The sequence below is a fragment of the Paenibacillus sp. FSL H8-0260 genome (assembly GCF_045040625.1).
In the GTDB taxonomy this organism is placed as follows: Bacteria; Bacillota; Bacilli; order Paenibacillales; family Paenibacillaceae; genus Paenibacillus_AQ; species Paenibacillus_AQ odorifer.
The window spans coordinates 2,811,089-2,823,326 of sequence record NZ_CP150298.1; the positions used below are offsets into that span (position 1 = coordinate 2,811,089).

The 12,238-nt window shown below is 43.5% G+C and carries 12 protein-coding genes; 11 read left to right on the top strand and 1 reads right to left on the bottom strand.

Annotated features, from left to right (window positions below):
* The first annotated feature begins 27 nt into the window (after positions 1–27).
* The 8 genes from MHI51_RS12380 to MHI51_RS12415 all read left to right on the top strand — a co-directional run bounded on the left by MHI51_RS12380 (position 28) and on the right by MHI51_RS12415 (position 8,896).
* The gene (locus tag MHI51_RS12380; protein WP_076104783.1) at positions 28–462 is read left to right on the top strand and encodes a CoA-binding protein; all 435 of its coding nucleotides are present in this window, start codon (positions 28–30) and stop codon (positions 460–462) included.
* Positions 463–626: 164 nt separating this feature from the next.
* Positions 627–773 (top strand): hypothetical protein, encoded by a 147-nt coding sequence (locus MHI51_RS12385; protein ID WP_179087503.1) that lies wholly within the window; start codon positions 627–629, stop codon positions 771–773.
* A gap of 425 nt (positions 774–1,198) precedes the next feature.
* Complete coding sequence (locus tag MHI51_RS12390; RefSeq protein ID WP_405173909.1) at positions 1,199–1,867, top strand: hypothetical protein; 669 nt, start codon at positions 1,199–1,201, stop codon at positions 1,865–1,867.
* A gap of 285 nt (positions 1,868–2,152) precedes the next feature.
* The gene (locus tag MHI51_RS12395) at positions 2,153–2,305 is read left to right on the top strand and encodes a hypothetical protein (RefSeq protein WP_405173910.1); all 153 of its coding nucleotides are present in this window, start codon (positions 2,153–2,155) and stop codon (positions 2,303–2,305) included.
* Positions 2,306–3,116: 811 nt separating this feature from the next.
* Positions 3,117–5,003, top strand: a complete 1,887-nt coding sequence (locus tag MHI51_RS12400) for a glucose PTS transporter subunit IIA (protein WP_036686132.1) — start codon at positions 3,117–3,119, stop codon at positions 5,001–5,003.
* Positions 5,000–6,769, top strand: coding sequence for a phosphoenolpyruvate--protein phosphotransferase (ptsP, locus tag MHI51_RS12405; protein ID WP_076136100.1), 1,770 nt, complete (start codon positions 5,000–5,002; stop codon positions 6,767–6,769). Before MHI51_RS12400 ends, ptsP begins: the two co-directional genes overlap by 4 nt.
* A gap of 176 nt (positions 6,770–6,945) precedes the next feature.
* Complete coding sequence (locus tag MHI51_RS12410; protein WP_094902125.1) at positions 6,946–7,476, top strand: sigma-70 family RNA polymerase sigma factor; 531 nt, start codon at positions 6,946–6,948, stop codon at positions 7,474–7,476.
* Positions 7,469–8,896 carry a DUF4179 domain-containing protein gene (locus tag MHI51_RS12415; protein WP_405173911.1) on the top strand — a complete coding sequence of 476 codons (1,428 nt, stop codon included), beginning with the start codon at positions 7,469–7,471 and terminating at the stop codon, positions 8,894–8,896. Before MHI51_RS12410 ends, MHI51_RS12415 begins: the two co-directional genes overlap by 8 nt.
* Before the next feature lie 91 nt (positions 8,897–8,987).
* Here MHI51_RS12415 and MHI51_RS12420 read toward each other — a convergent pair whose 3' ends face one another.
* A complete protein-coding gene (locus tag MHI51_RS12420) occupies positions 8,988–9,512 on the bottom strand; it encodes a type 1 glutamine amidotransferase domain-containing protein (protein ID WP_076189861.1) in 525 nt (174 codons plus the stop codon).
* A gap of 209 nt (positions 9,513–9,721) precedes the next feature.
* Here MHI51_RS12420 and MHI51_RS12425 point away from each other — a divergent pair, with 209 nt between their 5' ends.
* The 3 genes from MHI51_RS12425 (at position 9,722) to MHI51_RS12435 (ending at position 12,237) form a co-directional block, all read left to right on the top strand.
* A complete protein-coding gene (locus MHI51_RS12425) occupies positions 9,722–10,186 on the top strand; it encodes a hypothetical protein (protein WP_076129122.1) in 465 nt (154 codons plus the stop codon).
* A gap of 252 nt (positions 10,187–10,438) precedes the next feature.
* A complete protein-coding gene (gene ccpA, locus MHI51_RS12430; protein ID WP_036686140.1) occupies positions 10,439–11,449 on the top strand; it encodes a catabolite control protein A in 1,011 nt (336 codons plus the stop codon).
* A gap of 92 nt (positions 11,450–11,541) precedes the next feature.
* Positions 11,542–12,237, top strand: coding sequence for a 5'-methylthioadenosine/adenosylhomocysteine nucleosidase (locus MHI51_RS12435; RefSeq protein WP_405173912.1), 696 nt, complete (start codon positions 11,542–11,544; stop codon positions 12,235–12,237).
* Position 12,238: the final 1 nt, after the last annotated feature.

Genomic DNA, 12,238 nt, shown 5'->3' on the forward strand with positions numbered 1-12,238 from the left:
GTGTAACTATGGAAAGGGGCACTACTTATGAGCTTTGAGAATCCAAGTCGGGAGCAGATCGGAGATATTCTTGCTTCCGCAGGTAACATTGCTGTTGTCGGCTTATCAGACAAAACAGATCGTACCTCTTATATGGTCGCGGGCGCCATGCAAAGCCGGGGATATCGGATCATCCCCGTTAACCCAACGGTGGACGGAGAAATCCTGGGAGAAAAGTGTTATCACACTTTAGCAGAAATTCCAGAGCCAGTGGACATCGTCAATGTATTCCGTCGAAGCGAACACTGCGCAAAGGTCGCGCAGGAGGCAGCTGACATTGGCGCACGTGTGCTGTGGCTCCAGCAGGGTATAGTTAGCGCGGAAGCCGCTGAAATCGCCGCTGAGCACGGTATGATCGCCATTATGGACCGCTGCATCAAGGTCGAAGAAGCGATCACAATGCATGGGCGTAGCCGGCAGTAGGTTCGGTTATATAACTGTTAAACTAAACACTGAGTTAAATATGTAGTGATTATAGTTAGCGTTGACCAACGGACGTCACAAAGAACTGACGAAGAACGAGCAAACTGGCGAAGAATGAACTAGCTGGTGAAGAACGAACTAACTGGTGAAGAACGAACTAACTGGTGAAGAATGAGCAAACTGGCGAGAACGAACTAGCTGGCGAGAACGAGCAAAAGTGGAATAAACTAACTGGTGAAGAACGAACTAGCTGGCGAAGAACGAGCAAACTGGTGAAGAACGAACTAACTGATGAAGAACGAACTAGCTAGTGATAAACGAACTAGCTGGTGATAAACGAACTAGTTGGTGATAAACGAACTAGTTGGTGATAAACGAACTAGCTGGTGAAGAACGAACAAACTGGTGAAGAATGAGCAAACTGGCGAAGAACAAACTAGCTGGTGAAGAACGGACTAACTGGTGAAGAACGAACTAACTGGTGAAGAACGAACTAGCTGGTGAAGAATGAGCAAAAGTGGAATAAACTAACTAGGTTTAAATTTATGATGCTGTGGCTAATGCAAACTTAGATGATGAAGTTTAGCCAAAATAAGTGGTATTGTGTAACGCAAGGTGCGATTTCTAATGTAAATCGCACCTTGCGCTAGTTATAATGAGATTAGACGAAGAACGTCCTTTAACCGCTTTTTGCGGTGAAGGGCGTTTTTTTATTTTGTAGGGGAGGCTATAGGTTATGGAGTTTGAAGAAGCGCATGGTTTGTTTATCGACCAGCATATGAAATCAAGAGCAGGTGAAAGAAGAGGCAGGCTGCTTAGAGGACATAATTTTGCGGAAAAGCTGTTTTTGCAGAATGTATGGTGGCCTATGTTTGAGTCCCTAGACGATTTGCATCCAGAATACGAAGTATATGACTGGAATCGCAAATCACAATTTCTGGACTTTGCTTATCTTCCACAGACGGGCAGCAGCTTTGGGATCGAGTGTGATGGATATCAAAGCCATGTGAAAGATATGGACCGCGAGAAATTCAACTATTCAGTAAATCGGGACACTTTTTTGACTGGGATGGGCTGGAGGATGATTCATTTTTCTTTTGATGATATCCAGCAACGTCCCGAGGTCTGCCGGATGCTGTTACAACTGGTGCTGGCGCCTTACTTGGCGCGTAAATCTGCTAGCGTAGCTATTTTATCTGAGGAAAAAGAGGTTCTGCGTTTCGCTTGGCGTCTCGGTAGACCGGTTCGTCCAAAGGATGTGGCCACGCATTTCTGCATTAATTTCCGTACGGCGCGTCGATTGCTGCAATCATTAAGTGAGAAGGGGTTGCTGAAGCCGGTTAATCAGGGAGAAAGAATTCGGTATTATGAGGTGAAGGTTCTCAGACCAGATCAAATGTGGTAAGAGGATCTTTAGAGGCTGCGCAAAGGAATAATTGCACTTTATACAACTAAATCGTCGAAATAGCTATCTAAATGGGAAATAGTTGTACTTTGTACACTTAAAACGCATCAACGATTAGGTTAAGTGGAAAATCTCTAAAAATAGTTGTATGAAGTGCAGTTAAAAAGGTGCTCAGAGTAACGCCGATATAAATAGTTGTACAAAGTACACTTAAACTCAGGTGGAATTCCTAACTGTGAGTTTAGGGTGTTAGAGCTAGTTAGTGTGGGAGAAAAGTTCGATGTTATGAAGCGAATGCTCTGGGATCAGATCAGTTCAGACCAGACCAGACCAGACCAGACCAGACCAGACCAGACCAGACCAGACCAGACCAGACCAAATCAAATCAGATCAGATCAGATCAAATCAAATCAAATCCAATCCAATCAGGTATGCTAGGGACATCTATAGGACAGCTGCGCAAGGGAATAATTGCACTTTATACAACTAAAACGCTAAAATAGCCATCTAAATGCGAAATAGTTGTACTTTGTACACTTAAAACGCCTCAAAGATTAGATGAAGTGGAAAATCACTAAAAATAGTTGTATGAAGTGCAGTTAAAAAAGTGCTCAGAGTAACGCCGATATATAAATAGTTGTACAAAGTACACTTAAACTCAGGTGGAATTCCTAACTGTGAGTTTAGGGTGTTGGAGCTAGTTAGTGTGGGAGAAAAGTTCGATGTTATGAAGCGAATGCTCTGAGATCAGATCAGATCAGTTCAGACCAGACCACACCACACCAGACCACACCAGACCACACCAGACCAAATCATACCTGATCTGATCAGGTATGCTAGGGAATCTATACGGTAGCTGCGCAAGGGAATAATTGCACTTTATACAACTAAATTGCCGAAATAGCTATCTAAATGCGAAATAGTTGCACTTTGTACACTTAAAACGCCTCAAAGATTAGATGAAGTGGAAAATCATTAAAAATAGTTGTATGAAGTGCAGTTAAAAAGGTGCTCAGAGTAACGTCGATATAAATAGTTGCACAAAGTACACTTAAACTCGATTCTGACTCTGTAGTATTCATCAGCCTCACGTAAATACCAGCCGTTCTATGGATACTAATGAATAAATGTTTAGTGGAATGTGAGAATATTTGTTTTAAAAATGTAACGTGATGATCTCATGAGTTTCTTTTGACAAAAATCCCCGCAGCGCTTACCATTCAATATAGAAAGAAAGGAGAGGGTAGCCTTGAATTGGCTCGGATCATTGCAGCAATTGGGCAGAGCCATAATGCTTCCTACCATGGTACTGCCGGCGGCAGCCATTTTGCTTAGTTTGGGCAGCTTACCTTGGTCTGCATGGGGACTTTCTTCGGTGTCTGAAGTGGCTACTTACGCGGGGCAGGCAATATTTTATTATATGCCTTATTTGTTCGCTGTAGGTGTAGCATGGGGGTTATCCAATCAAGCCGGAACAGCGGGTCTGGCAGCGCTGGCTGGGATGTTCACTTACGACCGAATTGTCACCCAAATGGGAGACGGGCTTGTACAACCTGCAACACTAATCGGAATTTTGCTGGGGATCGTTGCCGGTGTCGCGCAAAACCGGTTTAAAAATATTAAGCTTCCAGAGGCGATCCAGTTTTTTGGAGGGTCGCGTTTTGTTTTGCTGTTCATGGGCTTATTTTCTGCCGGGTTCGCATGGGTAATGTTAGGAATATCTCCGCTGCTGCAGATAGGGCTTGATAATCTTTTTCAGGGAATATTGCAGACGGGCGGGTTTGGCGTTTTTATCTATGGGGTCCTATATAGGGTTCTGACCGCTTTTGGACTACATCATATTCTTAATAATGTGTTTTGGTTTCAATTTGGGAATTTTACGACTCCTGATGGCAGTGCTGTGGTTCAGGGGGATTTGCCGCGTTTTTTTGCAGGTGATCCTACGGCGGGGATTTTTATGGCGGGGTTGTTTCCGATTATGATGTTTGCGCTGCCTGCCATTGCTTTTGCAATTATTCAGGAAGCGCGCGAGGATTTGAAGCCCAAGATTAAAAAGACTTTTGTGCGGGCGGCGTTGGTTTGTTTTCTGACCGGGGTTTCGGAGCAGATCGAATTTGCATTTTTATTTGCTTCTCCATATTTGTTCGCGGTACATACTGTAATGTCCGGTCTCGCTATGGTGCTGACCTACATGCTGGGAATCCATCACGGGTTCTCCTATTCGGCTGGAGCCATCGATTTCTTCTTGAACATGCATTTGTCACAGAGGGCTTGGCTGCTGATTCCGATTGGTATCGGCTACGGGATTGTATACTATAATTTATTTCGCTGGGCGATTCGCCGTTTTCAGATCCCGACACCGGGGCGTGAAGAAGGTTCAGAGCTTGGGGATTGGGCCGGCAATATCCCTTATCAGGCACCGCTGATCTTAGAGGCGCTTGGAGGCAAGGAGAATATTGTACAAGTGCAGTCCTGTATCACCCGTCTGCGGCTTACCGTTCATAATGACCGATATATAGATACTGGAGCGCTTAAAGGTTTAGGTTCTGCTGGGATTATCAAGCTAGGCGGCGGAAATGTCCAGGTAGTATTTGGCACGTATTCAGAACTGATCCGCGAGGAGATTAATAAGCTTATGCTTCGTGATTTACCGCAGGTGCTGTTCAGTTCGCCAATGCAGGGTAGAATGATGCCCATTGAGGAAGTGCCTGATCACATTTTTGCAGCTAAGCTAGTGGGGGATGGGGTTGCATTTTTGCCGGAAAAAGGGGAACTTACTTCACCCGTATTCGGGAAAGTTATGCACGTCTATCCTACAATGCATGCCGTGGGTATTTCGACGCCGGAAGGGTTGGAGGTACTCATGCATATAGGGATCGACACTTCACAGCTCAAGGGACCCTTTGAGGCGGTTGTAAAAGAAGGCGACAGCGTGGAGCCGGGTCAATTGCTTGTTAAATTCGACCTCGCTTATTTGCGTGAACATGCGGCCTCATTGGCTACACCGATGGTGATCACGAATCCTGATCGAGTCAAATCATGGAGCTATGCTCCATTTAAAAATGTTAAAAAGGGGCAATCATCAGTAATGTCCGTAGTCTTACACGAAAGTAACGTTGGAGGGATTGAAGGATGATACAAGGCATAGGCGCAGCAGCAGGTGTAGCTATCGGGAAGGCCTTTGTCTTGCCGAACTGGGAATGGAGCTTACCGGATACACAAGTGAACCCAGTGGATCTAGCTAAGGAGTTTGAGCGTTTATACGAAGGTATCCGTACCTCTAAGGACGAGATTGAATTCATCAAAAAAGAGTTCAGAGAAGTGGTAGGTCCGGAGGAATCGAGTATTTTTGATGCTCATCTGGCGATCTTAGATGATCCTGTGTTCATGAGTGAAATCCGCGGGATCATTGAGCGCCAGTACAAGGCGGCAGAAGTAGCTGTGAAAGAAGCGATTGATCATTTTGTAGCGATGTTTGATCTGCTAGACGATGAGTACATGAAGGAGCGGGCGGTGGATATCAAGGATGTCGGAAACCGTCTTTTAAAACATCTTTTAGGCGCTCCAGAGGTTACGTTACCATCGGATACACAGCCATATATTCTTGTTGCGAAGGAGTTGTCTCCTTCCCAGCTAGCTCACTTGAATCCAACTTATGTTCTAGGTATTGTCACCATGATGGGCGGTAAAACCTCACATTCCTCCATTATGGCTCGTGCGCTAGGCATTCCTCTTGTAGCAGGCTTGGAGAATAATCTGTCTAATCCTATTCAGACCGGGGACATGCTTGTGATCGACGGTGATACCGGATCTGTACAAATCCATCCAGATGAACTTACGATAAATGAATACGTAGCGATTCGGGATAAACAGCATAAAAAGAAAGAGCAACTGGAACTGCTCGCCACCGTGGAGGCTGTTACCAAGGATGGTGTGAACCTGCGACTTGCCGGCAATATCAGTTCAGTTAAAGAACTCAACATAGCGCTTAAGTATGGAGCTGAAGGCGTAGGCCTGTTCCGCACGGAGTTTCTTTATATGGACCGCAGATCTTTTCCAACTGAGGATGAACAATTTGAAGTGTATAAACAGGTTGTCGAGAAGGTGGGCAATAACACTGTAGTGATTCGTACGCTGGATATTGGCGGGGACAAGCAGTTGGATTATATCCAGCTGCCTGAAGAGCAGAATCCTTTCCTTGGTTACCGGGCGATTCGCATCAGCTTGGACCGATTAGATATGTTCAAAACTCAGCTAAGTGCCATTCTGCGGGCAAGTGCATACGGGAATGTAAAGTTGATGTTTCCAATGATTTCTTCCGTAGAGGAAGTGCAGGCGGCAAAAGTTGTTTTAGAAGAAGTGAAAGCTGAGCTGGAGCAACGAGATATCCCTTTTAACCGGAATCTTCCTGTGGGTATTATGATTGAAGTTCCAGCGGCGGTTATGATTGCTGATTTACTGGCTGAGGAAGTTGACTTTTTCAGTATCGGCACTAATGATTTGGTTCAATATGTGTTAGCGGTAGACCGTATGAATGAACAAATTGCTCATATGTATCATCCGTACCATCCAGCGGTTCTGCGAATGATCCGTATGACGGTAGAAGCGGCACGTAATGCCAAGATTGATATCAGTGTATGTGGTGAAATGGCGGCGGATGAGCGTTCTTTGCCTCTTTGGCTGGAGCTTGGAATTAGAGAACTCAGCATGTCGCCGCAGGCGCTGCTGAAGGTTAAACACCGCACACTGAACACACTGGCCAAGGATGCCAAAAGAATCGCCAAAGCGTGTTTCCACCATCGTACAAGCTCAGAGACGGAAGAAATGTTAACTGCGTTTGCCCAAAAAAGTGGTCTTACACTTGGATCAAGCGGGGAACTACAGGAGAAAGCCTCATCCTAAAGTTACTGTAACTTTTATTCATTTCATATCAAGGTTCGGCATTCTTGCCGAGCCTTTTTCTTTATTTATGCCATACTTTAAAAAAACAAAACCGTTTGCCCTGCGGCGCAGTCAATACATAGAGAGTTACACAGAACCGATTTAGATATAAAGGCAAGGGGGGAGGCAGGCCGAAAATGGATCACATTATAAATGACGAAATGGAAATGGCCGCTACGGACGAAGAGCTGTTTTATGAGCAAGTGGCTGGACAGAAAAGAAAACTTTATAGCATTGCTTACAGCTATTTGCGAAATGAAGCGGATTCGCTGGAGGTTTTGCAGGAGGCCACCTGCCGTGCATGGATTAAACGAAAAAGCTTAAAAGATGCGGAACGTTTCGCTCCTTGGTTAACACGTATTTTGATTAATTGCTGTAATGATGAGCTGAAGCGCCGAAAGAGGAATACAGTCGCAGAAGCTGCTCGAAGTGATGAGGGGATCATGGAGATGAAAAGTGACCGCAGACTGGACATGGAACAAGCGCTGGATGGAGTGAAACCCAAATATCGCCAAGTGCTGGTGCTCAAATATTACAAGGATATGACCCTTGCCGAGATTGCAGAGGTGCTGGATAAACCCGAGGGCACAGTGAAGACATGGCTGAATAAAGGATTAAAACAACTGCGTGACAAAATGAAGCGGAAGGGGGAGCTATTTTATGGCTGAGTCTGAAGAGAAGCTGCTTAAAGATTATTTTCAGAAAATCGATGCGGAGGCAGAAGAAATTCTGGATGTAAGACTGGACACCGCGATCCGCAAGGGGATGCAGCAAGGGAACCGTTCACGTTTGTCTTTTAGAAAAAAGTACGCTGTTGTTGTATTGGTAGTCTTGGCATTCGCCTTACTTATAATTGTGCCTTGGGCAAATCAGATGATAAATCCCGTACGTGCGCAATTACCTCCAAAAAGCTGGGGTCAGCTTGAAGTGTTTAGACCCGTTATTGCTAATAATCTGACGATTAAATCAGCACTTGATGCGGGGATGATGAAGGAGGTAAATATCTCTTCTCCTGAGGTGGATGGGATAACTTGGACTGTTAATGGAATCATTGCAGACCGGAGAGGCATTGCAGTACTTTATACAATCCAGAACAATACGGATCAGAAGATGCAATTCATGGGGTTGTCTTTGAAAAAAGCGCCAGAGGATAAATTTTCAATGAGTGGCTATAGTGGCGTTAGTAACTCCGTGAGTGAGGAGGATGGTTCTCCTGGTACGACTTATATGTTTCAACAAATTGTGTGGGATAAATACCAAGATGAGTTGCTGGAGAAGTTGAATGTTACATTATCGCTTTTTCCAGCAACAATTGAACATATTATCATGAACAGTGATATCAAAAAATTAAGCGTCACCATTCCTATGGATACTGATAAAGATTATTTTGAAGGAGAGTTCGTTGATCTGAAGGATAGTTTGGCTGTTTCTGGACAGAAGATCAAAGTGAATAATGTTTATATGGGGCCTACTGGGATTTATATGCAAGAATCTTATGACGGCGATAATAAAATGAAGATTTTTAGAACACTTTCGCCTAAGTTAATTATGGGAAAAGGGAAGGATCAAGAGACCTTAAATGGGTTGGGTAGTGTTTCATTAACAAATGGCGGCCCACAGACAAATATCTACCATAACGATAATATGAGACCCGATGATCCAATTAAGCTTGAAATTGAGGGGATTTCAGCACTGGATAAATCTAAGGTGGAGTTAGTGATTAACACGGAAACCAAACAGATTCTGAAGGAACCTGATAACTATCTCACGATTTCTAAACGGACCGCGGATGAGGAGAAGGGGATTATATTATTGGATTTATTGATTCCCAAAAAAGTTGAGGAGTTGCATGAAGCAACCGGTTTTGGGATAGACGATAATTTTGTGGATAGTGCTGGAAGCGGACATTGGCTTGTACATGATTCTGAGAGTTATTCTAGATATAGAGAATACCGTGAAGACGCTAAGGGAACTACAATAACTTATTATCTTAACGTAGGCAAAGAAAAGCTGCCTCAACCTTTGACTTTTAGGTTTACAAATTATCCAAATATGATCATGGAGACGGATTCCATGCGGATTAGATAACCATCTGGATTTTAAACGCCTCAAATCAAAAGCCCTGTTCCTCAAATTGTGAGAAACAGGGCTTGTTTGATTTTAACTATATTCCTACTGTTTATTCCCCAGCTAGTGCATCGCAAAAGGCTTTGCCGTATGGCGGAAGATCTGGCGGGCGGCGAGCAGAAATGATATGTCCATCCGTAACTACAGCTTCATCCTTCCAGATGGCTCCGGCATTCTCCATGTCATCACGGATACCTGGCGTGGAGGTGACGGTTACACCTTCCAGAATTTTAGCGGAAATTAATACCCAGCCTGCATGGCAGATCTGCCCAATTGGTTTTTTAGCCGCATTAAAATCCTGTACGAGCTTTAGAACGGCACTGTATCTACGGATTTTATCAGGAGCCCAGCCGCCTGGAACCAAAATCCCATCATAATCTGCGGCATTAAGCTCGTCCCAGGAGTATTCTGCTTTAGCAGGTACGCCATATTTACCGATGTACGTCTTATCTTTTTCCAGACCTGCCAAGTGAACCTCGGCACCTTCTTCTCTCACCCGATACACGGGATACCAGAGCTCCAAATCTTCAAATTCATCGTCTACGAGTGCTATGACCTTTTTACCGGCTAGTCTCATTTAGTTAAGCTCCTTTCGATTCCCATGATTCTTTCATTATTCTATCAAATTTAAAATATGAAGTCATCTTTAGGGATGTAAATTATAGACAAATTGCCAATTTAATCATTATATGCAATAAAGGAGGGTTTTAATCGAGTGGAGTCGAATATAGAAGTTGAAAAAGTCAAACTTTGTGCGTTATTAATTTTGTGCAAGAGGTGTAGAAGATGTATAAAGATAATTTGATGGAGAAGTTGTGCAGTTGTGGTGGCCTCATGAACTTACATATGCATTCTTTGATTTTTAATACGAAGATGAAGATTACTCATGTTCCTGTCTATACCTGCCCGGAATGCGCTAGTTATGAACCTTTGCAGTTTATTAAAGCAGATCTAGGCAAATTAGTAAAAGAACTCAGTGGAGATGATCCGGGAAAAGATTTTTTGTTTACGGAGAGAAATGAATTGGCCAGTGTATTAAAAGAATCCTTGTCAGAAACTATAATAGGGGGAATATCAGAACTAGAGACGATAATCCGAGAGAGGATTCAGACCCGAGTCGATATGCTTCTCGATATCTATCGTTTAGCTGAGAAGCTGTCAGACCAGCATTGGATGGAAGAAACTAGTCGAAGATTGTCTCAATTAACCTTCCAAATGACTGAAAATGAAGATTATAAAAAAATTGTGTGAAAATAATGAAAATTTTTCACGGAATGTTGGATTTTTCACTCACTTTTTGTTACGATAGATAGAAGTTACATTATTGATGCTCTTGGACAGGTTAACCAGCACTGGTCACAATTTTAATCCAGGGTGACGTTTTCAGCCTTGAAAGAAATTTTGAAAGGAAAATGAAGCGTTATCATTGCACAAATGTACAAAGTGTCGTATCATATTTTTAATTAGTCGAACGATAAAATTTATCGCAATGGAGAGAGTAATTTGACGGTAACCATTTACGATGTAGCTCGAGAAGCAGGCGTATCTATGGCTACGGTATCACGGGTTGTGAATAATAACCCTAACGTGAAACCGCAGACCCGGAAGAAAGTTTTTGAAGCGATTGAACGTTTGGGATATCGTCCCAATGCCGTGGCAAGAGGTCTTGCCAGTAAGAAAACGACAACCGTTGGGGTTGTCATCCCTGATATTTCAAACTCGATTTTTGCAGAAATTGCACGCGGGATTGAAGATATCGCGAACATGTATCATTACAATATCATATTGTGTAACGCGGATAAGCGTAAAGAGAAAGAAATTCGTGTCATTAATACCCTTTTGGAGAAACAGGTCGATGGTCTGCTCTTCATGGGGGGTACAGTAACTGACGAACATATTCAAGCTTTCCAGACTTCTGCAGTTCCGATTGTTCTATGTGCTACACGGGATGAGAAGGGAACTTATCCTTCCGTTGACATCGATCATGAAACCGCTGCTTTTGATGCTGTGAACACATTGATTCGTCACGGTCATCGTGAGATCGCTATGATCAGTGGCACACTGCAGGATCCTGCAAATGGATATGCACGTTTCCATGGTTACAAGAAAGCATTGGAACAGGCAGGAATCGAGTACCAAGAGGATTTGGTACGCATCGGTAACTACCGCTATGAATCTGGTGTAGAAGCAATGAAGTATTTCCTTGGACTCAAGAAGAAACCAACCGCTATTTTTGCGGCAACGGATGAAATGGCTATTGGTGCCATTCACAGTATTCAAGATGAAGGTCTTAAGGTACCGGATGATTTCTCCATCATTAGTGTGGATAATATTCGTATGGCTTCGATGGTTCGTCCTTTGCTAACAACTGTAGCTCAGCCTATGTACGATTTGGGTGCAGTTGCGATGAGACTTTTGACCAAGCTTATGAAGAAAGAAACCGTTGAGAATCCGCGGGTTATCCTGCCTCATGAAACGATTCTCCGCTTGTCGGTTAATCATCTGAATAAGTAATTTAAGAACTGAACAGTTATTCCGTAAAAAGCTCCTTATGGAGCTTTTTATGTTTTTATTTGCTAAATAAATCATCAAAGGAGGTATTTACTGTGAGTGAAATCATCGGATTAATCGGAGCGATGGATGAAGAAATCAAGCTGCTTCTAGAGGGTATGGAGGACAAGCGGACAAAAGTTAAAGCAGGTATACAATATTACATAGGAAACATATTAGGAAAATCCGTAGTGCTCTGTAAATCTGGCGTGGGTAAAGTAAATGCAGCAGTTACAACTCAGATTCTAATTGATAATTTTGGCGTATCCCGTGTGCTGTTTACGGGGGTTGCTGGAGCAGTACATCCTGAATTGAATATTGGAGATATTGTTATATCATCTACATGTATACAACATGACATGGATGCTACGAGGCTTGGGTTCGCAAGAGGCGAAATTCCTTATCAGGAGACTTCCGTCTTCCAGGCAGACCCTGCGCTAGTACAGTTTGCTGAGAAGGCATGCAATGAGCTAGGTCAAAAGTACTTGATAGGCAAGGTGTTATCTGGTGATCAATTCATTTCTAATGCGGAGATTGTAGCTGAATTAAGAGAGCAAATGGAGGGGGCTTGTGTGGAAATGGAAGGGGCGGCGGTTGCCCAAGTCTGTCATATGAACGCCACGCCCTTTGTCATCATTCGCTCCATGTCAGATAAGTCTGATGGATCAGCTGAGGTGAATTTCAGGGAATTTACAGTACAATCTTCACAACGCTCGCATTCCATATTAGAATTTATGCTGCAGCATATTTAAT